23 protein-coding genes are annotated in these 25,606 nt (G+C 70.7%); 11 read left to right on the top strand and 12 right to left on the bottom strand.

Annotation, left to right across the window (positions count from 1 at the left end; genetic code table 11):
• Positions 1-46 precede the first annotated feature (46 nt).
• The gene (locus tag P9K36_RS19775; protein WP_278305831.1) at positions 47-829 is read right to left on the bottom strand and encodes a fumarylacetoacetate hydrolase family protein; all 783 of its coding nucleotides are present in this window, start codon (positions 827-829) and stop codon (positions 47-49) included.
• Positions 830-938: 109 nt separating this feature from the next.
• Positions 939-1,604 carry an HAD-IA family hydrolase gene (locus P9K36_RS19770; RefSeq protein WP_278305830.1) on the bottom strand — a complete coding sequence of 222 codons (666 nt, stop codon included), beginning with the start codon at positions 1,602-1,604 and terminating at the stop codon, positions 939-941.
• 210 nt (positions 1,605-1,814) lie between these two features.
• Between P9K36_RS19770 and trpA the strand changes: the two genes are divergently transcribed.
• From trpA to P9K36_RS19750, 4 genes are all read left to right on the top strand, one after another.
• On the top strand, positions 1,815-2,654 hold the full coding sequence (trpA, locus tag P9K36_RS19765; RefSeq protein WP_278305829.1) for a tryptophan synthase subunit alpha: 840 nt from the start codon (positions 1,815-1,817) through the stop codon (positions 2,652-2,654).
• A gap of 80 nt (positions 2,655-2,734) precedes the next feature.
• Positions 2,735-3,631, top strand: coding sequence for an acetyl-CoA carboxylase, carboxyltransferase subunit beta (gene accD / locus P9K36_RS19760; RefSeq protein ID WP_043346702.1), 897 nt, complete (start codon positions 2,735-2,737; stop codon positions 3,629-3,631).
• A 7-nt stretch (positions 3,632-3,638) separates the two neighbouring features.
• Entirely contained in the window at positions 3,639-4,964 is a 1,326-nt protein-coding gene (locus tag P9K36_RS19755) for a folylpolyglutamate synthase/dihydrofolate synthase family protein (RefSeq protein WP_278305828.1), read from the top strand.
• Between the two features lie 233 nt (positions 4,965-5,197).
• Entirely contained in the window at positions 5,198-6,097 is a 900-nt protein-coding gene (locus P9K36_RS19750; protein ID WP_043346698.1) for an outer membrane beta-barrel protein, read from the top strand.
• A 120-nt stretch (positions 6,098-6,217) separates the two neighbouring features.
• Here P9K36_RS19750 and trxA read toward each other — a convergent pair whose 3' ends face one another.
• Both trxA and addA read right to left on the bottom strand, forming a co-directional pair.
• Positions 6,218-6,541 carry a thioredoxin gene (trxA, locus tag P9K36_RS19745; protein WP_010682902.1) on the bottom strand — a complete coding sequence of 108 codons (324 nt, stop codon included), beginning with the start codon at positions 6,539-6,541 and terminating at the stop codon, positions 6,218-6,220.
• A 204-nt stretch (positions 6,542-6,745) separates the two neighbouring features.
• The gene (gene addA, locus P9K36_RS19740) at positions 6,746-10,243 is read right to left on the bottom strand and encodes a double-strand break repair helicase AddA (RefSeq protein ID WP_278305827.1); all 3,498 of its coding nucleotides are present in this window, start codon (positions 10,241-10,243) and stop codon (positions 6,746-6,748) included.
• A gap of 115 nt (positions 10,244-10,358) precedes the next feature.
• Between addA and minC (P9K36_RS19735) the strand changes: the two genes are divergently transcribed.
• The 5 genes from minC (P9K36_RS19735) to P9K36_RS19715 all read left to right on the top strand — a co-directional run bounded on the left by minC (P9K36_RS19735) (position 10,359) and on the right by P9K36_RS19715 (position 14,270).
• Positions 10,359-11,123, top strand: a complete 765-nt coding sequence (gene minC, locus P9K36_RS19735) for a septum site-determining protein MinC (protein WP_278305826.1) — start codon at positions 10,359-10,361, stop codon at positions 11,121-11,123.
• A gap of 198 nt (positions 11,124-11,321) precedes the next feature.
• Entirely contained in the window at positions 11,322-12,050 is a 729-nt protein-coding gene (gene minC, locus P9K36_RS19730) for a septum site-determining protein MinC (RefSeq protein ID WP_043382925.1), read from the top strand.
• 13 nt (positions 12,051-12,063) lie between these two features.
• Complete coding sequence (minD, locus tag P9K36_RS19725) at positions 12,064-12,879, top strand: septum site-determining protein MinD (protein WP_043346690.1); 816 nt, start codon at positions 12,064-12,066, stop codon at positions 12,877-12,879.
• Complete coding sequence (gene minE, locus P9K36_RS19720) at positions 12,876-13,217, top strand: cell division topological specificity factor MinE (RefSeq protein ID WP_043346685.1); 342 nt, start codon at positions 12,876-12,878, stop codon at positions 13,215-13,217. The genes minD and minE overlap by 4 nt, the downstream gene beginning before the upstream one ends.
• Positions 13,218-13,385: 168 nt before the next feature.
• Positions 13,386-14,270, top strand: coding sequence for an alpha/beta hydrolase (locus P9K36_RS19715; protein WP_043382924.1), 885 nt, complete (start codon positions 13,386-13,388; stop codon positions 14,268-14,270).
• On the opposite strand, the gene P9K36_RS19710 is transcribed toward P9K36_RS19715, so the two are convergent.
• Together P9K36_RS19710 and P9K36_RS19705 are read right to left on the bottom strand one after the other, a co-directional pair.
• A complete protein-coding gene (locus P9K36_RS19710; RefSeq protein ID WP_278305825.1) occupies positions 14,260-15,696 on the bottom strand; it encodes a cytochrome P450 in 1,437 nt (478 codons plus the stop codon). The two genes, P9K36_RS19715 and P9K36_RS19710, sit on opposite strands and share 11 nt — an antisense overlap.
• A gap of 77 nt (positions 15,697-15,773) precedes the next feature.
• Positions 15,774-18,422, bottom strand: coding sequence for an ABC transporter ATP-binding protein (locus P9K36_RS19705; RefSeq protein WP_043758745.1), 2,649 nt, complete (start codon positions 18,420-18,422; stop codon positions 15,774-15,776).
• 429 nt (positions 18,423-18,851) lie between these two features.
• On the opposite strand from P9K36_RS19705, the gene typA reads away from it, so the two are divergent.
• Positions 18,852-20,675, top strand: coding sequence for a translational GTPase TypA (gene typA, locus P9K36_RS19700; protein ID WP_043346753.1), 1,824 nt, complete (start codon positions 18,852-18,854; stop codon positions 20,673-20,675).
• Positions 20,676-21,097: 422 nt separating this feature from the next.
• Here the strand turns inward: typA and P9K36_RS19695 are convergent, their stop codons facing one another.
• The 5 genes from P9K36_RS19695 to cysK form a co-directional block, all read right to left on the bottom strand.
• Positions 21,098-21,256, bottom strand: a complete 159-nt coding sequence (locus P9K36_RS19695; protein ID WP_164706369.1) for a hypothetical protein — start codon at positions 21,254-21,256, stop codon at positions 21,098-21,100.
• Positions 21,253-21,567, bottom strand: coding sequence for a hypothetical protein (locus P9K36_RS19690; protein WP_043346756.1), 315 nt, complete (start codon positions 21,565-21,567; stop codon positions 21,253-21,255). Before P9K36_RS19690 ends, P9K36_RS19695 begins: the two co-directional genes overlap by 4 nt.
• Complete coding sequence (locus tag P9K36_RS19685; protein WP_053609473.1) at positions 21,567-21,746, bottom strand: hypothetical protein; 180 nt, start codon at positions 21,744-21,746, stop codon at positions 21,567-21,569. Before P9K36_RS19685 ends, P9K36_RS19690 begins: the two co-directional genes overlap by 1 nt.
• Positions 21,747-21,837: 91 nt before the next feature.
• Complete coding sequence (locus P9K36_RS19680) at positions 21,838-22,335, bottom strand: hypothetical protein (RefSeq protein WP_278305824.1); 498 nt, start codon at positions 22,333-22,335, stop codon at positions 21,838-21,840.
• A gap of 304 nt (positions 22,336-22,639) precedes the next feature.
• The gene (gene cysK, locus P9K36_RS19675) at positions 22,640-23,614 is read right to left on the bottom strand and encodes a cysteine synthase A (protein WP_278305823.1); all 975 of its coding nucleotides are present in this window, start codon (positions 23,612-23,614) and stop codon (positions 22,640-22,642) included.
• Positions 23,615-23,952: 338 nt separating this feature from the next.
• On the opposite strand from cysK, the gene P9K36_RS19670 reads away from it, so the two are divergent.
• A complete protein-coding gene (locus P9K36_RS19670) occupies positions 23,953-24,843 on the top strand; it encodes a TAXI family TRAP transporter solute-binding subunit (protein ID WP_278305822.1) in 891 nt (296 codons plus the stop codon).
• 12 nt (positions 24,844-24,855) lie between these two features.
• On the opposite strand, the gene P9K36_RS19665 is transcribed toward P9K36_RS19670, so the two are convergent.
• Positions 24,856-25,389: a GcrA family cell cycle regulator gene (locus P9K36_RS19665; protein ID WP_083683818.1), complete on the bottom strand. Its 534-nt coding sequence runs from the start codon at positions 25,387-25,389 to the stop codon at positions 24,856-24,858.
• Between the last annotated feature and the right edge of the window lie 217 nt (positions 25,390-25,606).

Here is a 25,606-nt window from a genome sequence, read left to right as displayed (position 1 = left end):
GAGAAAGTCCGGGCCCGCGCCGCGGCCCGATCCGCGCGGGATCGGGTCACACGATGCGGATCGACAGGTCCGGCAGGCCCTCGATCGAGCCCGCGAGCATGTCTCCCCGCACCACCGGCCCGACATTCTCGGGCGTGCCGGAATAGACGATGTCGCCGGCCTTGAGCTCGAAGGCCTTCGACAGTTCGGCGATCTGCTCGGCCACCGACCAGATCATATCCGACAGGTCCGCGTCCTGCCGGAGCGTGCCGTTGACGGAAAGCCGGATGCGCCCGCGCCCCGGATGCCCGACCCGTGCGACGGGCAGGATCGGCGTGATCGGCGCGGAGTGGTCGAAGCTCTTGCCGATCTCCCAGGGCTTCTTCTGGTTGCCCATGCCGCGCTGGAGATCCCGGCGGGTCATGTCGAGGCCGGTGGCGTAGCCGTAGACGTGATCGAGCGCCTGTCCGACAGGGATGTCCCGGCCGCCCGATTTCAGCACGGCGACCAGCTCGATCTCGTGGTGATAGTTCTGCGTCAGCGACGGATAGGGATGGTCGGCCAGGCCGTTCGCGACCACCTGCACGGCGTCTGCGGGCTTCTGGAAGAAGAATGGCGGCTCGCGGGACGGGTCGGAGCCCATCTCGCGGGCATGGGCCGCGTAGTTGCGGCCGATGCAGTAGATCCGCCGGACCGGGAAGACCTGCGCCTCGCCCAGGATCGGAATGGTGACCTGTGGCAGCGCGAACAGCGTGCCCGGCTGCGCCTCCCCTGCAGCGGCCTGACCGAGGGTCCCGGCACCGCCCACGGCGACCGCCCCGAGCACGTGACGCCTGTTGATCGTGGCCATGACCTTCGTCCTTCTGCCCGGCTGCGTGCTGCCGCGGACCGCACAATTCGGTCGGCGATACGATGGGGCTGCCCCGGCCGCCAGCGGATGCGGGCCTGGTCGGGGATCCTCAGCCGGCCCGTGTCACCCGGATCCCGCTCCGGTCTGCCGCGACGCGTAGCTGGGTGTAGTCCGCGATCGCGGGATGGCCGGTCGTCACCGGCTCGTGATGGGTCGCGGTGACCACCACGATGCCTGCGCCCGCGGCTTCGGCCGCCCGGATGCCGGCCGGGGCGTCCTCGAAGACGAGGCACTCCGACGCCGCGGCACCGAGGCGTTCGGCCCCCAGCAGAAAGCAATCCGGCGCGGGCTTGCCCTGCGCCACGTCCTCGGCGGCGACCAGGAGGTCGGGGACCGGCATGCCGGCCGCCGCGAGCCGGCGCTCGGCGAGCCGCCTGGGCGCCGATGTGACGATCGCCCAGCGCTCGCGCGGCAGCGCCTCCAGGAACGACCGCGCGCCCGGGATCGCGATGATGTCGCCGACATCCTCCATCTCGGCCTCGGTGATCGCGGCGGCCTCGGCTTCGGGATCGACGCCGGGCAGGTTCAGCCGCCGGATCGTCTCCACCGAGCGCACCCCGTGGATCGTCGGCAGGAAGGCGGCCACGTTGAGGCCGTGCGCCTCGGCCCAGCGCGACCAGATCCGCTCCGCCGACGCAATCGAGCTGATGATCGTCCCGTCCATGTCGAACAGGAGCGCGGCCAGGGGACGGGTCGGGAAAAATGTCTCGGGCATGGGGGACCGCTAGGCCGCCGCCGCCGCCCCGGCAACCGACCCGCGCGCATGGCCGCGTCACGCGGGCTGGCGAGCCTCCGGGGCCGACTCGGCGCGCGAGCGGCGCGCTGTCGCGGGAGCCCGGCCCGCTTCACGGGCCGATGCCTTTGGTGTAGCGCGGGTGCAACCCCGGGCCGTCGGCGGCCCTGCAACCGCGAATATCATCCGACCATGCCGAGCCGCATCGACGCCACCTTTGCCCGCGCCCGCGCGGAGAACCGGTCCGTCCTCGTCACCTACGTGATGTCGGGCGATCCCGATCCCGAGACCTCGCTGGAGGTGCTGTCGGCGCTCCCGGGTGCCGGCGCCGACATCCTGGAATTCGGCCTGCCGTTCACCGACCCGATGGCGGACGGCCCTGCGATCCAGGCCGCCGGCCTGCGGGCCCTGAAGGCGGGCCAGACGCTCGCGGGCACCCTCGACCTCGTGCGCCGCTTCCGCGCGGGCAACGACACCACGCCGATCGTGCTGATGGGCTACTACAACCCGATCCACACCTACGGCGTCGACCGCTTCCTCGACGACGCGGTGGCGGCCGGCGTCGACGGGCTCATCGTCGTCGATCTCCCGCCCGAGGAAGATTCCGAGCTGTGCCTGCCGGCCCTCGGCAAGGGCCTCGCCTTCATCCGGCTCGCCACGCCCACCACCGACGAGCGGCGCCTGCCGGCGGTCCTCGCGAACACGGCGGGCTTCGTCTACTACGTGTCCATCACCGGCATCACCGGCACGGCGACGCCGGATTTCGGCAAGGTCTCCGAGGCGGTCGCCCGCATCCGCCGCCACACCGAGCTGCCCGTGGTCGTCGGCTTCGGCGTCAGGACCGGCGCCCATGCGACGGCGATCGCCAAGGGCGCGGACGGCGTCGTGGTCGGCTCCGCCCTCGTGGACGCCCTGGTGCGCTCCCTCGACGGCGAGGGCCGGCCTCAAGCCGGAACCGTTGTGGCGGTGACGGAGCTGGTGCGGGAACTCGCCGCGGGCGTGCGGGCGGCGGGCGTCGGACGGGCCACCTGACGGCCGGATCGGGGACCCCTGGCGGCGGCGTGCGCCGCACCTGATATCTGCGCGGGCTTGAAGCGGACGGACGCAAGTCGATGGTCGAACCGATGAACTGGATCTCGGAGGTGGTGCGCCCCCGGATCAAGACCCTGTTCAAGCGCGAGACGCCCGAGAACCTCTGGGTCAAGTGCCCAGATACGGGGCAGATGGTGTTCCACAAGGAGGTGGAGGCCAACCACTGGGTCATTCCCGGCTCCGAGCATCACCTGAAGATGGGCGCCCAGGCGCGCCTGAAGATGATGTTCGACGAGGGCACCTGGATCGACGTGGCGCTGCCGGAGGTCGCCACGGACCCGCTGAAGTTCCGCGACGAGAAGCGTTACGTTGACCGGCTCAAGGAAGCCCGGGCCAAGACCGGCCTGCAGGATGCGTTCAAGATCGGGTTCGGCCGGGTCGGCGGCCTGCCGATGACGCTCGCGGCGCAGGAATTCGGCTTCATGGCGGGCTCCCTCGGCATGGCGGCGGGCGAGGCCTTCGTGCGCGGCGCCGAGACGGCGCTGGAGAAGCGCACGCCCTACGTGCTGTTCGCGGCGTCGGGCGGTGCGCGGATGCAGGAGGGAATCCTGTCCCTGATGCAGATGCCGCGGACCACGGTGGCGGTGCGCCGGCTCAACGCGGCGCGGCTCCCCTACATCGTGGTGCTGACGAACCCGACCACCGGCGGCGTCACCGCCTCCTACGCCATGCTGGGCGACGTCCACCTCGCCGAGCCGGGCGCCCTGATCTGCTTCGCGGGACCCCGGGTGATCGAGCAGACCATCCGGGAGAAGCTGCCGGACGGCTTCCAGCGGGCGGAGTACCTGCGCGAGCACGGCATGGTCGATCAGGTGGTCCACCGGCACCAGCTCAAGGAGACGATCACGCGTCTCTGCAGCCTCCTGACCCAAGCGCCCCAGGCCGCCGCGCCGGCGGCACCCTCCGAGGCGGCCTGACCCGGCGATGGCCTCGTCCGATGCCCTGATGGCGCGTTTCCTGGCGCTCCACCCCCGCACCATCGACCTGTCCCTGGGCCGGATCGAGCGGCTGCTCGCGCGGCTCAACCATCCCGAGCATCGCCTGCCGCCGGTGATCCACGTCGCCGGGACCAACGGCAAGGGCTCGACCATCGCGTTCATGCGGTCGATCCTGGAAGCCGGCGGGCTGGCTGCGCATGTCTACACCTCGCCGCACCTCGTCCGTTTCCACGAACGGATACGCATCGGCGGGATCGGCGGCGGCCACTTCGTGGACGAGGATCGTCTCGCCGACGCGTTCGCCCGCTGCGAGACGGCCAATGCCGGCGAGCCGATCACGATGTTCGAGATCACCACGGCCGCGGCCTTCCTGCTGTTCTCCGAGAGCCCGGCCGACGTGCTGCTCCTGGAGGTCGGCCTCGGCGGCCGGCTCGACGCCACCAACGTGATCGACCGGCCGGCCTGCGCGGTGGTCACGCCGATCGGCCGCGACCACGCCGAGTATCTCGGCGACACGGTCGAATCGGTCGCGACCGAGAAGGCCGGGATCTTCAAGCGCGGCTGCCCGGCGGTGATCGCCGCCCAGGATTACGCCGAGGCCGATGCCGTCCTCTGCCGGCGTGCGGAAGCCGTCGGCGCCGGGCCGGTGTTCGTCGGCAACCAGGACTTCTCCGTGCACGAGGAGCGCGGCCGCCTCGTCTATCAGGACGAGACCGACCTGTTCGATCTGCCGCGGCCGCGCCTCGCCGGGCGCCACCAGCTGGTCAATGCCGGCACGGCGATCACCGCGCTGCGCGCCGCCGGATTCGGCGATATCGGCACGGCGGCCCTGGAGCGGGGCCTCACCGAAGTCGATTGGCCGGGGCGTCTGCAGCGTCTCGGCCGCGGCCGTCTGGCCGCCCAGCTCGATCCCGGCACCGAGCTGTGGCTCGATGGCGGCCACAACATCGACGGCGGCCGGATCCTCGCGGCCGCCATGGCGGATCTCGGCGAGAAGAGCGACGTGCCGCTCGTCCTCGTGGTCGGCCTCCTCGGCACGAAGGACGCCGACGGGTTCCTGCGCAATTTCGTCGGACTCGCCCGCGCCCTCGTGGCCGTCCCGATCACTGGGACCATGGCCGCGCGCCCGGCCGAAGAGGTCGCGCGGATCGGCGAGGAGGTGGGTCTCTCCACCTACGCGGCGCCGAGCATCGAGGCAGCCCTCGCCCTGGTGCGGGACATCGCCTTCGAGCGCCCCCCGCGAATCCTGATCTGCGGATCCCTCTACTTGGCCGGCATGGTTCTCGCCGCCAACGACACGCCGCCGGTCTGAGTCGTCTCCAGTGCGGCCGACCTGCGCGCGGCCGCCGTATCAAGTGGCGGGAACGCCGGACATCTGTGAAGTCCGGATTTTGCATTCGAAAATCCGTCGAATCGCCGCAATCGCGCGGACGGAAACCCGTCCACGGCCACGCTTTCCTCCCGCTGTGGCAGCTAAGCTACATCCTCCCGGGGCTCGATCGCATAATTTCATCGGCGATCGGGCTTATGCTGGGGATCACAGTAATGAAGAAGCTTCTCACGTCTCTCGCGGCTTTCACCGCACTCACCGCTGCCGCTTCGGCCGCCGACCTGCCGCGCCGCGCTGCGCCGCCGCCGGTGTTCACGCCCGTTCCGGTGTTCACCTGGACCGGTGCCTACTTCGGTATCAACGCCGGCTACGCGTTCGACGCCAGCAGCAACTCGACCCGCGGCTTCGTGCAGACGCCCGGCAACCCGGTCGCTCTCGTCCCGGGCGGTCTCGTTCCCTACCAGGCCCTGCTGCCGAACGGCTCGTCGCTGATCTACAGCAACGACAGCCGCGAAGGTTTCTCGGGCGGTGGCCAGATCGGCTACAACTGGCAGCTGACCCCGGGCTCCGGCGCCGTGATCGGCTTCGAGGCTGACGCCCAGTACCTCGACTTCGGCCGTCGCGCTCGCTTCGCCACCAATGCCGTGGCGATCAATCCGGGCTTCATCCCGGTCAACGGCACGCTCAACACCATCGACTTCTTCGGCACCGTCCGCGGTCGTCTCGGTTGGGCCTTCGACCGGACCCTGGTGTACGCCACCGGCGGTTTCGCCTACGCCACCGGCACGGATGACGGCGCTCGCGTCGGCCTGCAGAACTTCGCTGGCCGCCGGAACGACTTCAAGACCGGCTGGACCGTCGGCGGCGGTGTCGAGTACGCCCTGCCCACCGACTCGTTCCTGAACTTCTTCCGCTCCTCGGCCGTCACGCTGAAGGTCGAAGGTCTGTACGTGAACCTCGACAACAACAACGGCCGCGCCCAGGCGCCGCTGGTTGGTGCTGCGATCTCCCCGGTCGGCCTCGTGCCGGTGTACTCGCTCTCCGGCATCAGCCGGAACGAGAACGCCTTCGCCGTCGTCCGCGCCGGCCTGAACTACAAGTTCGGCTCGTACTAAGACCTGATACCGGATCCCGGGCTCGACCCCGGGATCCACCAACAATCTTGGGCTCGAAACCGAGAAAGCCCGGCCTCGCGGCCGGGCTTTCTTTTTTATCGTCTAGGTCTTGGGAGTGGCTCAGGCGGTCTGGGCGCCGATCCAGCGCGACAGGTCGCCCTTCGGGGCCGCGCCGACCTTCTGGTCCACACGCTCGCCGTTCTTGAACAGCAGCAGCGTCGGGATCGAGCGGATGCCGTACTGGGCGGCGATCTGCGGATTCTCGTCGACATTGACCTTGGCGATCTTCACCTTGCCCTGCAGGTCGGTGGCGATCTCCTCGAGCGCCGGACCGATCTGACGGCACGGGCCGCACCACTCCGCCCAGAAATCCACCACGACGGGCTCGGCGGACTTGAGAACGTCCTGCTCGAAGCTCGCGTCGGTTACCTTCACCGTCGCCATAACGTTACCTTTCGGAAGCCGCCGTCCGTCGGACGGCGTCGAACGGGCAGGGGCCCGTGCGGTCCCGCCAGAATTGGCGACGCCCCGGCGCGCGGTCAAGAAGTCCGGCTGCCCCGGCCCGGCGGCCGTCGCGGTGGGCGCACCACAGATGTGCGGTGCCGCATGCCGGTCGCCGTGTTCGCCCGGACGGCCGGAACGGACCATTCACGCCTCGATGCCGACCCGGTCCAGTGCCGCCGCAACGTCGTCGGGGCCGAGGGTGCGGATCACCGGGCCCGAGGTCCAGACGAGGATCGGCTGGATCGTCCGGCCCGGATAGATCTGCGCGAGAAGGCGCGCATAGAGGGCGATCTGGCCGGCCTCCGCCGCGGGGAGGGGGGCGTCGGGTTCGGGCGGGCGGCCGGTCTTGAAATCCGCGATGCGGACGACGTCCGCCGTCACCGCGAGGCGATCGACGCGTCCCTGAACCGCGCGCTCCGCGCCGGCCGCCCGGACACGCCCCGACAGGGCCACCTCGGCGCGGGCATCCGGACTGAAGAGAGGCGCGAGATCCGGGTCATCGATGATTCGAAGGACCGACCGGACGATCGCGTGCGGGGCCGCGCGCGGGAGGCCGGGCGCCCGGGACCGCACGAAGGCGAGCCCGGCCGCTTCCCGGCGGGCGGGCTCCACGCGGGGCAGGTGCTGGAGCAGGGCGTGGATCAGGATCCCGCGCCGCCGGGCCTGCGCGTCCGCGAGGCGCGGCGGCGGTACGCGCGCGCCGTCCGCCGCCTGGAGTGCGCCGGACGGGCTCAGGGCCTCGACCTCCGGTTCCGGCGGGACCGGGCTGCGCAGCCAGTCCGGCTCCGGCTCCGGAGACCGCGTAGCTGCGGAGGCCGCCGCCGCCGGGGCCGGCATCTGCGGGGCGCCATCCTGCCAGAACGTCGCGGGTCCGTAGGACAGGTCCAGCGTCCGGCCGGCCCCGAGCGCCGCTTGCAGGCCGGCATGGATCATCCGGCACCACGCCGCCTCGCTCTCGCGCTCGTGGCCGCGGAAGGGCGCGACGATGAGGCGGTCGGCGGCGCGGGTCATGGCGACGTAGAGCAGGCGGTTGTGCTCCTGCCGGGCCTTCGCGAGCAGGGCCGCCCGCGCGGCGTCGGTGGCGGCGCAATCCTGGGTCCGCCCGCCCGACCAGACCGGCGGCAGGGCGATCTCCGTCGCCGGGAGCGGCAGGAGGGGCGGATCGTTGCGGCCCAGGGGCTCGCAGCCGTCGAGGATCACCACGACCGGCGCCTCCAGACCCTTCGCGCCGTGGACCGTCATCACCCGGACCTCGTCGCGGCCCGATTCGAGGTCGCGTTTGACGGTGTGACCGGCCTCGGCACCGACGTAGCGGGCGAGGAAGCCGCCGAGGGACGGCGCGTCCTCGCCGGTCTCGGCCTGGGCGGCGGCTGCGAGGAACACGTCGATGGCGTCCCCCGCCTCGCCGCCGAGACGGGCCACAAGCTTCGCCCGGCCCCCCTGCGGCCCGAGAAGCCGCGCGTAGAAGCCGAACGGGCCGTGGAGCCCGGCCAGCGCGATCCACCCCGACAGGGCCTCGAGCCCGCGCCTTGCGGCCGGGTCGCCGGACGCGGCATGGCGGTGCAGGGCGTCCTCCAGAGTCTCTGCGAGGTCGCGGCGGGTGGCGATCCGCACGAGGTCGTCGTCGGTCAGCCCGACGAGCGGCGTCTTGAGGGCGGTGGCGAGGGTCAGGTCGTCGGCCGGCAGGAGACCCGCCCGCCCGGCGGCGACCAGATCGGCGACCGCGATATGGGCGGAGACCTCCAGCCGGTCCTGCCCGGCGACCGGAACGCCCAGTCCCTTCAGGGCGCGGATCACCTCCTCGAAGGCGGGCCCGCGCTTCCGGACCAGGATCAGGACGTCCCCGGGGCGCCAGATCCGACCGGTGGCGTCCCCCGTCGCGGTCCAAGTCCGCACCGCCTGCGCAACCCGGCGGGCTGTGACGATCGCCGGGGCGCTGGTCTCCGGCGCGTCGACGGGAGCGGTCCAGGCATCCGGCTCGGCGGCGGGCTCCGGCTCGGCGATCGGCCACAGCTCCACGGCGCCGTGCGCCCCGGGCCGGGCGCTGGCATGCACGGTCGTGCGCACCGTGTCCTCGAAGGACAGGCCGTCATTGTGCGCATCGATGGCGAAGACCGCGTCGACGGCGCGCAGCACGAGGTCGGTCGAGCGGAACGACAGGGTGAGCGGCACGTCCTCGAAAGTCAGCCCGGCCGAGCGCGATTCCGCGATCCAGGATGCGCGGGTCAGGGCGAATTCCCGCGGCTCCGCACCCTGGAAGCCGTAGATCGACTGCTTGGGATCGCCCACCGCGAAGCGCGTGCGGCTGCCGGTCCGAGCGCCCTCGCCGGCGGCGAATTCCTGCGTGATCGCCCGCAGGATCGCCCATTGCTCCGGATTCGTATCCTGCGCCTCGTCGACCAGGACGTGGTCGATCCCGCGATCGAGCTTGTAGAGGACCCATCCGGCCCCGACCCGCCCGAGCAGATCCAGCGCCTTGTGGATCAGGTCGTCGAAATCGAGGGCGCCGAGGCGCGCCTTCTGGGCCTCCACGCGGCGGTGGATCTCGGCGGCGATCCGGAACAGGGCCTGCGTCCGGGCATGGGCCCGGGCGGCGCGCAGGCGGTCGAACAGCGGCTCCAGCCGATCCCGCTCGGCGAGCAACGCCGCCTTGGCATCGGCCGGCACGCTCTTGGTCCCGAGGCTGCTGTCGGCCTTGGGCTCGTCCTTCTGGGTGAAGAAGACTGCGCGGTAGAGGGCCAGCGCCTCGGACCGGTCGGGAAGATCCGCGGAGCCGGCCCGTTCGGCCTCGGCGGCCGCCAGGGCGTCGGCGAGCTTCTCGTCGTTGGCCTTGCCGGTGCGGAGTGCCGCGATCAGCGCTTCCCGATCCTCCGGACGGCACCCGGGGCCGCCGTCCAGGATCCCGGCCTCGATCCGTTCGGCGGAATCCTCCGGCGCCAGGCCCAGCGCCCCGTGCAGCCGCCCGAAGGCCTTCTCGAGGCCTGCCGCGTCGCCGATGAAGCTCCGGGCCCGCATGGCCGACCGGATCGCGGACCGCAGGGTGTCGCCCGTCGCCTCGGGGGTGATCCGCGCCAGGGCGGCGCTGAGGGGCGTGTCGCCGTTCGCCACGGCATCGGCCAGCACGTTGGCCATCTCGATGTCGAACAGCTCCTGGGCCTTGGTCTCGTCGAGCACCACGAAGCGGGCCGGCACGTTCGCCTCGAAGGGGAACATGTGCAGCAGCCGCTCGCACAGGGCGTGCAGGGTCTCGATCTTGAGGCCGCCCGGCGTCTCCACCGCCCGGGCGAAGAGGCGGCGCGCCAGCCGCAGGCGATCGGGCCCGGCGCGCTCGCCGGTGAGGTCCACGAGTTCGGCGGCGAGGGTCTCGTCGTCGAGCGTCACCCAGCGGCCGAGGAGCCGGAAGACGCGGATCGCCATGTTGGCCGCGGCGGCCTTGGTGAAGGTCAGGCAGAGGATCCGCCCGGGCGGGGCACCGTCGAGGAGCAGCCGCACCACCCGGTCGGTGAGGACCTTGGTCTTGCCGGCGCCGGCATTGGCCGAGACCCAGGCGGAGGCGCGCGGATCGGCCGCCCGCCGCTGGTTGGCGCGAGTGAGGTCATCGACGACGAAAGGGGCGGGGGCGTGCGAAGTGGCGCTGCTCAACGGTCCGGTCCGGCTCGGCTGCCGGGTCTCTCTACAACAGAAACGCGCTCGCGGGCCCGCCAAGGCGTCACAGCAGGCATTGCGGGATTGCCCCCGGCGCGGCGGCGTCCCATGGATGCGGACGATCCTGTCCGCGACACCGAACACGCCCGTGACCCAGCCGACATCCGAGCCGGCGCGCCCGCCGATCCGCTTCCGCGGCCGCTCCTTCATGGCCACCGTCCTGGCGCCGATACCCCCGGTGGCCGAGTGGTTCGGCGACCTGGACGCCCTCAATCGCCGCGCCCCGAACTTCTTCGCCGGCCGGCCCGTGATCCTCGACCTGTCCGGATTGCGGCTCACCCGCGAGGATCTCGACGGGCTGCTCGCCGAACTGGCTGCGCGCAACATCGCCGTCCTGGGGATCGAGGGCGCGGCGCCGTCGCTCCTGGGGGCGGGCGCCCCGCCGGCCCTCGCGGGTGGCCGGCCCGCGGGCGAGGTCGCCACGCCGGACGAATCCGCCTCGGACGCGTCCGCGTCGACCGAGCCCCAGCCCAAGGAGACGGCCCGCTCGCTGATCCTCGACGCCCCCGTGCGCTCCGGCCAGACCGTGCTGAATCTCGAGGGCGACGTCACGGTCCTGGGCGCCGTCGCCTCGGGCGCCGAGGTCATCGCTGGCGGCTCGATCCACGTCTACGGCGCCCTGCGCGGCCGCGCGATCGCCGGCGCGGCCGGAAACCCGACGGCGCGGATCTGGTGCCGCCGGTTCGAGCCGGAGCTGGTGGCGATCGACGGCCTCTACCGCGCCGCGGACGACCTCGACCCGGCCTTCAGAGGGCAGGCCGTCGAGGTGCGGCTGCTGGAGGATGCGATCAAGCTCAACCTGTTCGAGCGGGGTTGAGCGGCGTTTCCCCGCCGACGTTCGGGCCGTCGGTCGAAGGACGGGGCGCCTGACTCCGCTCGCGGTCGGGCCGTGAAAGCGTCCTCCGCTGCTCCGATACAAGGATCCCGGCAGAATTTGCCGACCGGATCAGAAACTTAACCCTTCGGTAACCATACCCGCCGTCAATGGTCCGGTAAGGACTCTTAACGGGCGGACATGAGCGAGACCCACCCCGAGCCGATCGATCCGGAGACCGCCCCCGCGGCGGCTCCTTCCGCGCCCCGGCCGCTCAGCCTGCGCGGACGGGCCTTCAAGGCCCTGGCCCTCTCCCCCGAGCCGCCGCTTCCCGAGTGGCTCGCGGGCCTCGACGCGGCGCTCAAGCGCTCGCCGACCCTGCTGAAAGGCCGGGCCGTCATCCTGGATTGCGCCCAGCTCAAGCCCGAGCCGGACGCCCTCGAAATGTTAATGAACGAACTCAAGGCCCGCGGCATCGCGGTCCTGGGCATCGAGGGCGCCGACACGGTCCTGGACGGCCTGCCGCCGCTTCTCGTCAAGGGACACCCGTCCGAGAAGGTCGAGATCCCGAGCGTCCCGGCCGAGCCGGAGCCGCAGGTGGTCACCTCGATCACCGTCGAGGGCTCTGTCCGCTCCGGCCAGAGCGTCATCAATCCCACCGGCGACGTGACCGTGATGGGTTCGGTCTCCTCGGGGGCCGAGATCCTGGCCGGTGGTTCCATCCACGTCTACGGCGCCCTGCGCGGTCGCGCGATCGCCGGAGCCGCGCGCAACCCGCGCGCACGAATCTACTGCCGCAAATTCGAACCCGAGTTGCTGGGGATCGACCGCCTCGTGCGGACGGCGGAGGACATGGGCACGGCCCTGCGCGGCAAGGCCGCCCAGGTCTGGCTCGATGGCGGCAACATCCGAATGGCAAGCCTGGATTAAGGGAGATCGACGCGTGGCAAAGGTTCTCGTCGTCACATCGGGCAAGGGCGGCGTCGGCAAGACGACGACGACCGCAGCCCTCGGAGCGGCCCTCGCCCAGGGCGGGCAGAGCGTGTGCGTCGTCGACTTCGACGTCGGCCTGCGCAACCTCGACCTCGTCATGGGCGCCGAGCGCCGGGTCGTCTACGACCTCATCAACGTGGTCAACGGCGACGCCAAGCTCCCGCAGGCGCTCATCAAGGACAAGCGGCTGGAGACCCTGCACCTGCTGCCGGCCTCCCAGACCCGCGACAAGGACGCGCTCACCGACGCGGGCGTCGCCCGGGTGATGGACGAGCTGCGCGACAAGTTCGACTGGGTCATCTGCGACTCCCCGGCCGGCATCGAGCGCGGCGCCCAGCTCGCCATGCACCACGCCGACGTGGCGGTGGTCGTGACCAACCCCGAGGTCTCCTCGGTGCGCGACTCCGACCGGATCATCGGCCTCCTCGATTCCAAGACCGCCAAGGCGGAGAAGGGCGAGGACATGGAGAAGCACCTGATCCTCACCCGCTACGACCCGATGCGGGCCGACCGCGGCGACATGCTCAAGACCGAGGACGTGCTCGACATCCTGTCGATCCCGCTGCTCGCGATCATCCCGGAGAGCCAGGAGGTGCTGCGCGCCTCGAACCTCGGCTGCCCGGTGACCCTCAACAACCCGCTCTGCGCCCCGGCGCGGGCCTATGCCGATGCGGCCCGCCGGCTCAAGGGCGAGACCGTTCCGATGAGCCTGCCGGTCGAGCGCAAGTCCTTCCTCGACAAGCTGTTCATGCGGAGGGCGGCGTGAGCATCCTCGGACTGTTCCAGAAGCGCAGCTCCGGCGCGGTCGCCCGCGACCGCCTGCAGCTGATCCTCGCCCACGAGCGCGCGGAGTCGGGTCGCCCCGACCTCGTGATCCAGCTCCGGGAGGAGATCCTGGCGGTGATCGCCAACCATGTCGCGGTCGAGCCCGACAAGGTGAAGGTCACCCTGGAGCGCGGCGAGGGCGTCTCGACCCTCGGCCTCGACATCGAGCTTCCGCTCGGTGCCTCGGCCAAGCTCGACGCCAAGCTGGCGGCCAAGCTCGCCGAGGTCGCGGCCAACAAGGGGTCGGCCAAGCCGGCCTCCTCCAAGAAGGCCGCTTGAGCCGGGCGGGGACCATCCCCGCCGGCACGGTAGACCGCAAGCCGCGCCCGGCCCGCCGGGTGCGGCTTCGTCGTGCCGGTCCCCTGTCGATCCGCGACCTCGGCTCTCGACCGGGCGCGCCGTCGCACCATGTCGCAAATCTCGGGGGAGATTGGTGAAAGGGTAGCCATGCCGAGCGCCGCGACGGATGACGGGATCCGGCTCCACTACGAGGAGAGCGGTCGGGGTACGCCGCTGATCTTCGTGCATGAATTCGCCGGCGACCATCGCAGCTACGAGGCGCAACTGCGCCATTTCGGAAGGCGCTACCACGCGATCGCGTTCAACGCCCGCGGCTACCCGCCTTCCGACGTCCCGGAGGCCGTCTCCGCCTACTCGCAGGCCCGTGCCGCCGACGACATCCTGGCCATCCTCGACCATCTCGGCGCGCCGAAGGCCCATGTCGCCGGCATCTCGATGGGCGCCTTCGCAACCCTGCATTTCGGCCTCCGGCATCCCGACCGCGCGCTGTCGCTCTGTCTCGGCGGCTGTGGCTACGGCGCCGAACCCGAGCGGCAGGCGATGTTCCGCGCCGAGGCCGACGCCACCGCGGCGATGCTGCGTCGCGACGGCATGGCCGCTTTCGCCGAGCGCTACGCCGTCGGGCCGACGCGGGTGCAGTTCGAGGCCAAGGATCCGCGCGGACATGCCGAATTCAAGCGGATGCTCGCAGAACACTCGGCCCTCGGCTCGGCCAACACCCAGGCCGGCGTGCAGAAGGGCCGCCCGTCGCTCTACGATCTCACGGACGCCTTGCGCCGCATGACCGTTCCAACCCTGATCGTCGCCGGCGACGAGGACTGGCCCTGCCTCGCCCCGAGCCTCATGCTGAAGCAGGTGATCCCGTCGGCGGCCCTCGCGGTCCTGCCCAATACCGGCCACGCCCTCTCCGTCGAGGAGCCGGATGCCTACAACCGACTCCTCGACGAATTCCTGGCGCAGGTGGAGAGCGGCCGCTGGCCGATGCGCGATCCCCGGGCGATCTCGGCGACGATCACCGGGATCAAGGGCTGACCGGATCCCGGGGGATCAGACGGAATCGCGTCGGCCGGTCCGGCTGCGTCGTCACCACCGCCTGGGGCAGGACCGGTTCGCGCTCGTCGAGCACGAGCCGGAACCGCGCCAGCAGACGCGCCAGGGACAGGACGGCCTCGCTCAGGGCGAACTGCGCGCCGATGCAGACCCGGGGGCCTGCTCCGAAGGGCAGGTAGGCGAAGCGCCGCGGCGCGGGGGCGCCCGGCAGGAAGCGGCCCGGATCGAACGCGTCCGGATCCGACCACAGCGTCCGGTGCCGATGGAGCACCCAGGGGCTGACCATGACGATGTCGCTCGCCTTCACCGCATGCCCGGCAACCGAATCGGGACCGAGCGCCCGCCGGACGACCACGAACGCCGCGGGATACAGGCGCAGCGTCTCGTCGATCACCGCGCGGGTGAGCGGCAGGCGCCCGTCGCTCTGGCAGCCGGTGGGATCGGTCAGGTCGGCGCTGCGCGCCTCGGCGGCGACCCGCTCCTGCATCTCCGGGGCGAGGGCCAGCAGGTAGGCCGCCCAGAACAGCGTGCCGGCCGTGGTCTCGTGGCCGGCCAGGATCATGGTGGCGACCTGGTCGCGCAATTCGTCGGCGGTGAAGGCGGCCCCCGTATCCGGATTGCGCGCCGCCGCGAGCAGGTCGAGGAGGTCGCCCGCGTGCGGCCTGTCCCGCTCGGCGTCCCGGCGCGCCGCGATGATCCGGTCGAGGAACGGGATCCAGCGGCGGCGGAACCGCGCGCGGGACCAGTCGAGGGGCACCGGCCAGCCCGGGGGGATCACGATGTCGAGGAGATGCGGCCGGCCCATCCGCTCGGCATATTCGGCGATGAACCGGCGCAGCTCCGCGCCGTGCTCGTCCATGCCCACCGAGAACATGGCGCGCCCGGCGATCTCGAGGGCGAGCCTGTAGAACGACGTGAACAGATCGACCGGCCCCGTCGCAGCCTCGGCGGCGATCCGATCCATCCCGTCCGCCACGGCGGCGTCGATATGGGGCACCAGCCCGTCGATGGCCCGTGGCGTGAAGGCGGGCGCAAGGGTCCGACGCTGGTGCCGCCAGGCCGAACCCTCGCTGATCAGGAGTCCGTCGCCGAGGATCGGGCGCAGGATGCGGGTCGTTCCGGTGGTGCGGGCGTAGTTCGCCTGATTCTCGACCAGAACCCGCCGGATCGCCTCCGGGTCGCTCAGGACGAAGCTCGACCGTCCGAGAAGCCCCCGGCGGGTGACCGGCTCCTCGAAGGCGCGCCGGGGGAACCCCTCCAGCGCGTTGTCGCGAATCGAGCGCAGGTAGGCGGCGAGCGGCAGCTCCCGCTCCGGTGGCGCACGGTGCGGCGGCACCACGCGCGGCAGGCCGGCAAGGCTCGGGGTCGTCCGGTCCGGTCTCGCGCTCGCGTCCGAAAGTATGGGCATGTGGCGCCATCCTGTGCCGAAGACGGGCAAGCCTGTAAACCGCCGCCCGCACGCCGCGCGGACCGGTCACGCCTACGTCATTCCGCGGCCGTCCGCAGGCGCGTTTCGGCACTTCCGAGCGCCAATCGCGCGGGGAAGCGGGCCGGATCCGAGTCCGTCGAGAGGCTGGCCACCAGGCTGGCCCGGGGCAGGGTGGCCTCCGTCACGTCGAGCAGCGTCCCGACGCCGCGCTCCAGATGCTCGTCCACCCGGTCGACCACGAGGATCTCCGGCTCGCGCAGGATCGCCCGGGCGAGGCCAATTCGCACCCGGACCCGCTCCGGCAGGAGCTGCCCGCGATTTCCGACCTCCTTCTCGAGGCCGCGCCGCTGGATCGGCCGCTCCAGGTCGAATTCCCGGAACACCGCGCGGGCTTCCCGCTGGATCAGCGTCTCGCCGTGCATCCGCACCGTGTCGATGCGGCCGAACAACAGGTTGTCCAGCACGGTGCTGCGCGGGTTGATCCGGTTCGGATCGTAGGATTCGACGTCGTATCCGTCGTCGCCGTGCATGAAGCCCTGCACGACACCCCGTGCGCCGACGATCCGCTTGGTCAGCGGTTGATTGAGGAGGCCGAAGCGCATCCGCGGCTCGACATAGGCCAGGGCCAGCGCCAGGAAGGCCACGCTGTCGGCTTCGCTGAGGCGCCCCGCCGCGGGCAGGCGACCGAGGCGGCGCAGGTAATCCGGCAGCGCGTCCGGGGTGATCAGCGAGAACCGCCGGAACAGCGGGTGGCCCGGCGGCACGTCGGCGAAAATGTCCTTCAGGTTGCTGGCGATGGCGACGCCCATCCGGTCGAGTTCGTCGAGGAGCTTCACCTTCTCCAGCGCCTCGCGGAACATGGGCACGCCGGCGAGACGGCGCGGATCCGTCAGCGACGTATCCCGGGGGACGCCGAACAGCAGGTTCTCCGCCACGGTCGCCTGATCGTTGTAGCGGCCCCGGGCGAACGGGATCACGAGGTCGGCGAGGCCCTTCTGGGCGAAATGCTCCCGTAGGTGCTCCCGCGCCGCGATCATCCGCTGGCCCACCGGCGTGTCGTGGGCCACCGAACTGAGGGCGCCGAGCCCGAACCTGTAGAGATCGTCGCCGAGGTCGAGCCGGCCGAGCAGGTCGAGCAGACGATCGTCGAGATCCAGGGCGTCGCGAACCCCGAGGCGTCCGAAATCGATCCAGGGATCGTCGACGCTGTCGCAGGGATTGCCGGTCTTCACCGCCTCGTTGATCCGCGTCTTGCTGAGATCGAGGACGTGCGTGCGCAGCGGCTGGACGCGCAGCCCGTACAGGACATTGTCGCGCAGCGTTCCCGGGAACAGCACGGGTTGGATGCCGGCATACGCGATGCGGTGCGCGTGATCCCGTCGCGGCAGGGTGGACAGGTCGTGATCGCCGATCCGGATCGTGCCCCCGGGCGGTAGCTGCAGCCCGGCCAGGACCCGGGCGAATTCCTGCGCCACCGGGCCGGCCGGCACCAGGGCAAGCCGCCCCGGCAGGCGGATCTCGGCGTCGCCGACCTCGATCGGGGCCCCCCCCTGCGGATCGCGCAGGGACAGGCCTTCGAGACGCAGCGGGCTGCCGAGGCGTGGCGGCGGCAGCTCGGCTTCGCGCTCCACCGGCCGCAGGCGGTGCGGGCCGAAATGGGCCGCCACGGTCTCGTACTTGACCTCGACGTCGAGGCGCTGCTGATCCCAGTCGATCAGCTCCTTGAGGGGCGGGGGCAGATCGCGATAGGCGGCGAGCACCGCCACGAGCTGGCCGATGTCGAGCTCTCCCTTCAGGGCGAAGTACCCGCCGATCGCGTAAAACAGGAACGGCGTCACCTGCGCGAGCAGGTTGTTGAGGTACTTTACCGCGAACTTGCGGCGGTAGATTTTCAGCCGCAGGTCGTAGAGGTCGTAGAGCCGTCCGCCGATCTCGGCCCGCTCCCAGCGGCCGGTGTCGTTGAGCATCACCGCCTGCAGCCCGTCGAGCACTTCGGCGACGCGTCCGGCCAGGGCCCGGGAGGCGATCTGGCGCTGCCGGCTCAGGCGGATGATCTCCCGTCGCAGCCGCGGAATCACGATCATCTGCACGGCGACCATGCCGCCGGCCGCGATGCCGAGCCAGATGTTCTGCATCATGATGAAGGCCAGCGCGGTGGCGGCCTGGCAGCCCTGGAACACCGGCACCACGATGGCGTCGCCGATGAAGGCGCCGATCGGCTCGACCTCGTCGCGAATGATCGTCGCCGTCTCGGAGGATTTCACCTCCCGCTGCGTCTCCGGCGAGAAGCGCAGCATCAGCGCGAAGAGCTGGAAGCGCAGGCGGCGCAGCATCCGCTCGCCGAGCATGCCCTTCTGCAGGTTGATCCAGAACTTGAACGCGCCGTTGATCAGGACGAGGCCGAGGAACAGGCTCGACAGGCTCAGGAGCAGCTCGAAGCGGTCGAGCTGGAAGCCCTCGAACAGGTGCGTCGTGCCGCCGCCGAGCGCCGCGGGCCAGTCCACGGTGAGTTCGAGGAATGGGGCGGTCGCCTCGCCATGCGCGTAGGCCTTGCCGGTGATCGCGTCGTTGACGATGCGCTTCGGCAGGTCGAGGGAGGCGAAGTAGAACGGGAGCGACGCCAGCACGACGGCGCAGATCCTGAGCTGATTGCCCTTCGAATAGCGCCAGATGTACGGGAACAGCCGCGGCTCAAGCGCGCGCATCGTGTCCTTCCGACGAAAGCCCGCCCTGGCGGCCCGAGGGCCGAATCGCCGCAGTCGGACGCTTGACCCTGGTCGATACGCTACCCGAGGGATCCGGTTTCATCCAATACACCCCGATACGGACGGCGGCGCGCCGGTCGCGGCGTGATCGCGCCGTCATATAGGGTATCCTGCGATGCGGGGGGCATGCAGATCTGCCCTGCAACGGCGGCTCGCGCCGGGCCCAGCCGCAGGCGTGGCGTCGGTGCCGCAGTCGGGAGCCGCCCCCAGCAATCCGGCCCGCGCGGTGCGCCCATGACGTCAGCGGCCTTGCTCAAGAGCGCGCGTCCTTATATTGCGACGCAACCACCACGACTCCGTACCTGAACCGGCGCGGACGGCCGCGCCGCGCGGCCGCCAGGGAGCCGGCACAACCCGTTTCGGGCCGCCATGAATCTGCGCAACATCGCCATCATCGCTCACGTCGACCACGGCAAGACGACGCTCGTCGACAAGCTGCTGGCCCAGTCCGGCACCTTCCGCGAGAATCAGCGGGTCGAGGAGCGGGCGATGGACTCGAACGACCTCGAGAAGGAGCGTGGCATCACGATCCTCGCCAAGGCGACGTCGGTCGTCTGGAAGGACACCCGCGTCAATATCGTCGACACCCCCGGCCACGCCGATTTCGGCGGCGAGGTCGAGCGTATCCTGTCGATGGTCGACGGCGTGATCGTGCTGGTGGATGCGGCCGAAGGGCCGATGCCGCAGACCAAGTTCGTGGTCGGCAAGGCGCTCAAGATCGGCCTGCGTCCGATCGTGGCGATCAACAAGGTCGACCGGCCGGACGCCCGGATCAACGAGGTGGTGAACGAGGTGTTCGACCTGTTCGCGGCCCTCGACGCCACCGACGAACAGCTCGACTTCCCGATCCTCTACGGGTCGGGCCGTAACGGCTGGATGGCCGACAGCCCGGAGGCCGACCCGTCGGTCGGCCTGGAGCCGCTGTTCGACCTCGTGCTGAAGCACGTGCCGCCGGCCAAGACCGAGGATGGGCCGTTCCGGATGCTCGGCACCCTGCTGGAGGCCAACCCGTTCCTCGGCCGGATCATCACCGGCCGGATCGCCTCGGGCTCGGTGAAGCCGAACCAGTCGATCAAGGTCCTCGACCGCACCGGCAAGGTCGTCGAGACCGGCCGCGTGTCGAAGATCCTCGCCTTCCGCGGCCTTGAGCGTGCGCCCATCGACGTGGGCGAGGCGGGCGACATCGTGTCGATCGCCGGCCTCATGAAGGGCACCGTGGCCGATACCTTCTGCGACCCGCAGGTCGACACCCCGATCCAGGCGCAGCCGATCGATCCGCCGACGGTGACGATGTCGTTCATCGTCAACGACAGCCCGCTCGCGGGCACCGAGGGCGACAAGGTCACGAGCCGCATGATCCGCGACCGCCTGTTCAAGGAGGCCGAGGGCAACGTCACGCTCAAGATCGAGGAGGCGGCCGACAAGGACTCGTTCTACGTCTCGGGCCGCGGCGAGCTGCAGCTCTCGATCCTGATCGAGACCATGCGCCGCGAGGGCTTCGAGATCGCCGTCTCGCGGCCGCGCGTCGTGTTCGAGCGCGACGAGGCCGGCGGGCTCCTGGAGCCGATCGAGGAGGTCGTGATCGACGTCGACGAGGAGCATTCCGGCGTCGTCGTGCAGAAGATGTCCGAGCGGAAGGCCGAGATGCTGGAGATGCGGCCGTCGGGCGGCAATCGCCTGCGCCTCGTCTTCCACGCCCCGACCCGTGGCCTGATCGGCTACCAGGGCGAGCTGCTCACCGACACCCGCGGCACCGCGATCATGAACCGGCTGTTCAAGGCCTACGAGCCCTACAAGGGCGAGATGCCGGGCCGGCGCAACGGCGTGCTGATCTCCAACGACCAGGGCGAGGCTGTCGCCTACGCGATGTGGAATCTGGAGGACCGCGGCCCGATGATGATCGAGCCGGGCTGGAAGGTGTACCAGGGCATGATCGTCGGCGAGCACAACCGCGAGAACGACCTCGAGGTGAACGTGCTCAAGGGCAAGAAGCTCACCAACATCCGCACCACGTCGAAGGACGAGGCCGTGCGCCTCACCCCGCCGATCCGTATGACCCTGGAGCGCTCGCTGGCCTGGATCCAGGACGACGAACTCGTCGAGGTGACGCCGAAGTCGATCCGCCTGCGTAAGGCGATCCTCGACCCGAACGACCGCAAGCGGGCGGAGCGCTCCAAGGAAAACGCCGCCTGAGCTGAACGACCGGCAACCGGGCACTCAGGCCCGGTTGCTGATGCAGCCCTTATGTCCGGCTGATCTCGGGCCCATCGAACCCTTATGCCGGGGACAATACCTCGGTGCGGCGGACCCGAGAGGCCCGCGTGAACCCCGTGACACCGATGTCCGTCGCGTTGAATCCAATCCCGTCGCTCCCGCCTGCCGCTTCTGCGCCGCCCTCCTATCTCGTCGGTCAAGACGGCGAGGGGCATTGGGTGGCCGTGGAGGCTGGTGGGCGTGCCGGAGGCATCTTCCGCAGCCGTCAGGATGCGATCCGCTACGCCTGCCTCGAGACCGGCTGCCGCCCCGGCGACGTGCCGCTGGCGGCCGGACCGATCCCTCTCCGCCTTTCCTGAGCCGCGAGCAGCCGCACCGCGTCGCGGTGCGGCTCTGTCGCGTCAGCTGCCGCCGGGATCGGTCTCGTCGTTCTGCGTGCCTCCGGAGGGCGTGCCCAGGCCGGGCTTGCCCTCGGTCTTCTCGTTCGGGTCCTTCACCGCGTCGGGGGCGACGTTCTTCGGCTTCTCCGGCTGCGGATCGGTCTCGCGGCGCTCGGTCATTCCTGGGTCTCCTGCTCGGCGCGTGAATGGCCGCCCGCGACTTTGGTGCCGGCGGCCGGGCCCCGCGAGGCTTTCTGGTCCGAATGGCCGCCGGAAGAACCGCCGATGGCGGGCGGCGCGCGTCCGGGCTCGCCGGTCGAACCCCAGCCCTCCTTCGGCTCGCTCCGTGGCGTTCCACCGGATCCCATGTCGGTGATCGCCGCCTGCTCGGGTGTTTGGTGACCACCCCCGGCCGGCGGGGTTCCGCGCGACCCGACCGCGTCGTCAGGCTTGCGGGTGACCGTCTCGGACTCGCTCGTCGCTCGGCTCATCAGCGCTTCCCGTCGTCCTGACCGACGGCGGCGGTGGCACGGTCGATGGCTTCGCCAAGGTCGGTGCCGCTCCTGGCCTGGTCTTCCATCTGGCCGAGCTTCTCGCGCGAGGTCCCGATCTCACTGGCCTTGTCGGCTTCAGGACTTTCCCGCGGCGTCTGTCCGGTCTGCTCTGTCATGGCTCGCCTCGCTGCCTCTTCGAGGGACAACGGAGGCGGCGCAGGAGAGTTGCGGGGGCCGAGGCGATCGACCGCCGGCGGTCCCCTGATGTCAGGGGCCGACGATCCGCGGCAGGACGGCCTCAGTCAGGCGACGCACGGAATCCTCGGCAGCCCCGCGATCCGCCGCGCGGGCCTCGATCGTCAGCAGATCGCCACCCCGGAGGATGACGGCGGTCGCGCCCGCACCGCGTTCCAGCGCGTAGACACTCAGCCAGCCGATCGCCGGGCCGGCCGGCAGGGCCGAGAGTCGGCAATCCGGGTTCCGCCGAACGCAGAGCGTTTCGAGCGCGCCGAGGGACGTCCTGCCGGAGCGCACCCGCTCTTCCGTCCCGTCGGTCAGGCGCCCGAGCTGCAGCTCGATCGTCGGCGCACCCCTGCAGGACGAACAATTCACGCCGAGATGAAGCGGTGCCGCCTGCGCGGCGGCCTCCGGCCCGAGGGCGGTTCTGGAAGCTTCGGCCAGCCCGGTCAGGTCATGCAGCGCGAAGCCCTGCGCGAGCGCGGCCTGAGCCCAGAGGCTGAGCATAAGAATAAGGAGACCGCGCATCAGAGAATCGCCACCCGATCGACGGGTCTGGCGTTACCGGAAAGGCTTTTCCGGATCTAGATGCGGCGCTTTTCGGAGCGGCGCGAACTATACCAATTGATCTGTAGTGTTTATAGGCAAAATGGCCTGAAATGAATCTTACAAAGATCAGTTTCACTATTCGAGAGTTCTCTTGGTGTGGTGGTCCCATTCAGGCGGTGCGCCAAATCCGGCCTCTGTGGGGTATATGTCTCGCGCCGAACGGTGCCGGCGCGATTCCCGGGACACCCGTGTTGGAGCGGCCCGAGGGCCGCTCCGATAGCGCCTAACCGATGCCGTCGAACAGGGCCGACGAGATGTAGCGCTCGGCGAAGGAGCAGGCGACGGTCACGATGCGCTTGCCCTGGAATTCGGGCCGCTTGGCCAGCTCCAGCGCCGCGGCGACGTTGCCGCCGGTGGAGATGCCGCCGGGGATGCCTTCCAGGCGGGCGAGGGCCCGGGCGGTCTCGAAGGCGGCCTGATTGGTGACCTTCAGGACGCCGTCGAGGATGTCGGTGTGAAGGTTGTCCGGAATGAAGCCGGCGCCGATACCCTGGATCTTGTGCGGGCCGGGCTGGCCGCCGGAGATCACCGGGGAATCCTCCGGCTCCACGGCGAAGACCTTCAGGTTCGGCAGGCGCGGCTTCAGCACCTCGCCGACGCCCGTCACGGTACCGCCGGTGCCGACGCCGGCCACGAACGCGTCGAGCTGGCCGCCGGTGTCGCTCCAGATCTCCTCGGCGGTGGTCTTCCGGTGAATCTCGGGGTTGGCGGGGTTCGAGAATTGCTGTGGCATCACGGCGCCCGGGATCTCCTTCAGGAGTTCCTCGGCCTTCGCGATCGCGCCCTTCATGCCCTGTGCGCCGGGGGTGAGCGCCAGCTCCGCTCCCAGGAAGGCGAGCATCTTGCGCCGCTCCAGCGACATGGTCTCGGGCATCACCAGGATGAGCCGGTAGCCGCGGGCGGCGGCCGTGAAGGCGAGGGCGATGCCGGTGTTGCCCGAGGTCGGCTCGACCAGCGTGCCGCCAGGCTGGAGCTTGCCGGAGGTCTCCAGCGCGTCGATCATGTTGACGCCGATGCGGTCCTTGACGCTGGCGATCGGGTTGAAGAATTCGAGCTTGAGCAGGATCTCGGCATCGACCCCGTGCTCCTTGGGCAGCCGGTTGAGGCGCACCAGCGGGGTGTTTCCGATCGTCTCGGTGATCGAGCCGTAGACCCGGCCGTGGCCGACCTTCGCCGGTGCGTTGATGGTATCGGCCATCGGGGAACTCCTGCGCGTGTTGAGGGATCTGACAGATCTCGGGTCCGGGACGGGCCGCGCCAAGGGATCGCTCACGCGAGGCCGGCCCGGCCGGTTCCGGACGGGAGGCTGCGATATCGCGTTGCCGCGGCCGGAGCAATCGGGCTAAGTGCCCTTACCGAAAGTTCTTTTCATTATTTCCAAGGCATTCGGCCCCGGATGGAAGGCGTTTATCGATTGGTCCGAGCCTGATGGAATTTCATTCTCCAGCCCCCGTCGAGACGACCGGCGGGATCGGCGTGTCCTCCACATCTGGAGGGCTGGGACGTTCCCGAAGGCTGACTCGTCGGACCGCTCTGTTGGCCGGCTTCGGGGTGATCCTGGCGCGGCCGACCTGGGGGAGCGAGGTGGTCCGCCTCGTGCTCGCCACCGCGACGCCGGGCGGCGGCTTTCCAGCCTTCGGCGAGACGCTTGCCCACGCCATCGCGGCCGTCGACCCGACTTTGGCGATCGAGCGGCGTGCCACCGGCGGGTCGGCCGAGAATGTCGGCCTCCTCCGCACCGGCCGGGTCGATCTCGGCCTCGTACAGGGCGCATACGCCTATCCGGCCCTCGCCGAAGGCGGCGACCTGACCGTTCTGGCCCCGATGTACCCGACGCCGGGCCTGTTCGTGGTTCCGGCCGGCAGTGCGATCCGCTCCGTGTCGGATCTGCGCGGGCGCAGGGTCGTGCTCGGCACCCATAATTCGGGGCTCACCGTCATGGGTCGGAGCGCCCTCAGCGCCTCGGGTCTCGATCCCGAGCGGGACATCAGCCCGATCCTGCTCGACCGGGCCGGCGACGGTCCGGCCCTGGTGCGGGAGGGCCGCGCCGACGCGCTCTGGGGCGGCGGGCTCGACTGGCCGGGCTTCCATGCTCTGGCCGCCGATCCGGGCGGAGCCCGCTTCTTCGGGCCGTCCGAGGCGGGGATCGCGCGCCTCGCGCAGCCGGGCGCGGCGACGCGGCGCCTGACAGTTCCGGCGGGCAGCTTCGCCGGCCAGACGGACCCGATCGAGACGGTCGGATCCTGGAGCTTCGTGCTCGCGCGGCCCGGACTCCGCGAGGACGCGGCCTATCGCGTCGCGGCGGCGCTGGCGCGCACGGACTTGCCCACCGCCCAGCCGAAGAACCTCGTCGGCCTCGTCCCGGCGGACAGGATCAATCCCGGGACCGCCCGCCTCCTCCGCGAAGCGGGCGTGAGCCTGCGCTGAGTCCGCCGGGCTTCAGCGGAAGGAGGCGACGCGGCGGTCGCGTTTCCGCTCGGCTGCCGGCTGGTAGGCGATCTCGGCGTGGTGGGTGCAATAGGGCAGCCCAGTGATCGACCGGGCGCCGCAGAACCGGAATTCCGGGGTCGTCGGATCGCCGAGCGGCCAGCGGCACATGGATTCCCGCAGGTCCATGATGGTCACGCGTTGCGAGACCGCCAGAGCCACAGGCTCCGGAGCCGGCACGGGCGCGGGCGCGGGAAATTCGGGGGCCGGACGATGGGCGAGGATCGCCACCGGCTCGGGCGCCTGTGTCTCGACCACCGCGATGGCGGTCTCGATCTCGACGGTCTTCGATGGCGGCGCGGCGGCGGGAGCCTCCTCGCCACCCCGGGCACGCCCGGCCAGACCGAGGCGATGGACCTTGCCGATCACCGCATTGCGGGTGACGCCGCCGAGCTGCGCCGCGATCTTGCTGGCGCTCTGCCCGTCTTCCCACAACCGGCGCAGCAGCGCCACGCGATCATCCGTCCAGCCGAGAACCGGTTCCATCATCCCCTCCGCCCCCTGCGGCTCGGCTGCGTTCCCGAAAGCGAGGCCGTGTGTTCAGGCCGCCGGACGCCTTATCTCGGCCGACCGTGTCGCCGCGCAGACCGCGCCCTCGCGCGCCGGCTGCCGCACCGCGTGCGACACCCTGTCTCGCCAGGCCACGGGGGAACCCTAGCGCGGCGTTCGCGAGCGTTGCAAGGGCGGCCGGTCCCCCGATGCG

The organism is Methylobacterium sp. 391_Methyba4 (assembly GCF_029691625.1).
In the GTDB taxonomy this organism is placed as follows: Bacteria; Pseudomonadota; Alphaproteobacteria; order Rhizobiales; family Beijerinckiaceae; genus Methylobacterium; species Methylobacterium fujisawaense.
This window is presented reverse-complemented; position numbering and strand designations above follow the sequence as displayed.

Excerpts from the sequence above, each read along its gene's own strand:
- P9K36_RS19775 (WP_278305831.1), bottom strand. The coding sequence starts at position 829 with ATGGCCACGATCAACAGGCGTCACGTGCTCGGGGCGGTCGCCGTGGGC.
- P9K36_RS19770 (WP_278305830.1), bottom strand. The coding sequence starts at position 1,604 with ATGCCCGAGACATTTTTCCCGACCCGTCCCCTGGCCGCGCTCCTGTTC.
- trpA (WP_278305829.1), top strand. The coding sequence starts at position 1,815 with ATGCCGAGCCGCATCGACGCCACCTTTGCCCGCGCCCGCGCGGAGAAC.
- accD (WP_043346702.1), top strand. The coding sequence starts at position 2,735 with ATGGTCGAACCGATGAACTGGATCTCGGAGGTGGTGCGCCCCCGGATC.
- P9K36_RS19755 (WP_278305828.1), top strand. The coding sequence starts at position 3,639 with ATGGCCTCGTCCGATGCCCTGATGGCGCGTTTCCTGGCGCTCCACCCC.
- P9K36_RS19750 (WP_043346698.1), top strand. The coding sequence starts at position 5,198 with ATGAAGAAGCTTCTCACGTCTCTCGCGGCTTTCACCGCACTCACCGCT.
- trxA (WP_010682902.1), bottom strand. The coding sequence starts at position 6,541 with ATGGCGACGGTGAAGGTAACCGACGCGAGCTTCGAGCAGGACGTTCTC.
- minC (WP_278305826.1), top strand. The coding sequence starts at position 10,359 with ATGCGGACGATCCTGTCCGCGACACCGAACACGCCCGTGACCCAGCCG.
- minC (WP_043382925.1), top strand. The coding sequence starts at position 11,322 with ATGAGCGAGACCCACCCCGAGCCGATCGATCCGGAGACCGCCCCCGCG.
- P9K36_RS19715 (WP_043382924.1), top strand. The coding sequence starts at position 13,386 with ATGCCGAGCGCCGCGACGGATGACGGGATCCGGCTCCACTACGAGGAG.
- P9K36_RS19710 (WP_278305825.1), bottom strand. The coding sequence starts at position 15,696 with ATGCCCATACTTTCGGACGCGAGCGCGAGACCGGACCGGACGACCCCG.
- P9K36_RS19705 (WP_043758745.1), bottom strand. The coding sequence starts at position 18,422 with ATGCGCGCGCTTGAGCCGCGGCTGTTCCCGTACATCTGGCGCTATTCG.
- typA (WP_043346753.1), top strand. The coding sequence starts at position 18,852 with ATGAATCTGCGCAACATCGCCATCATCGCTCACGTCGACCACGGCAAG.
- P9K36_RS19695 (WP_164706369.1), bottom strand. The coding sequence starts at position 21,256 with ATGACCGAGCGCCGCGAGACCGATCCGCAGCCGGAGAAGCCGAAGAAC.
- P9K36_RS19690 (WP_043346756.1), bottom strand. The coding sequence starts at position 21,567 with ATGAGCCGAGCGACGAGCGAGTCCGAGACGGTCACCCGCAAGCCTGAC.
- P9K36_RS19685 (WP_053609473.1), bottom strand. The coding sequence starts at position 21,746 with ATGACAGAGCAGACCGGACAGACGCCGCGGGAAAGTCCTGAAGCCGAC.
- P9K36_RS19680 (WP_278305824.1), bottom strand. The coding sequence starts at position 22,335 with ATGCGCGGTCTCCTTATTCTTATGCTCAGCCTCTGGGCTCAGGCCGCG.
- cysK (WP_278305823.1), bottom strand. The coding sequence starts at position 23,614 with ATGGCCGATACCATCAACGCACCGGCGAAGGTCGGCCACGGCCGGGTC.
- P9K36_RS19665 (WP_083683818.1), bottom strand. The coding sequence starts at position 25,389 with ATGGAACCGGTTCTCGGCTGGACGGATGATCGCGTGGCGCTGCTGCGC.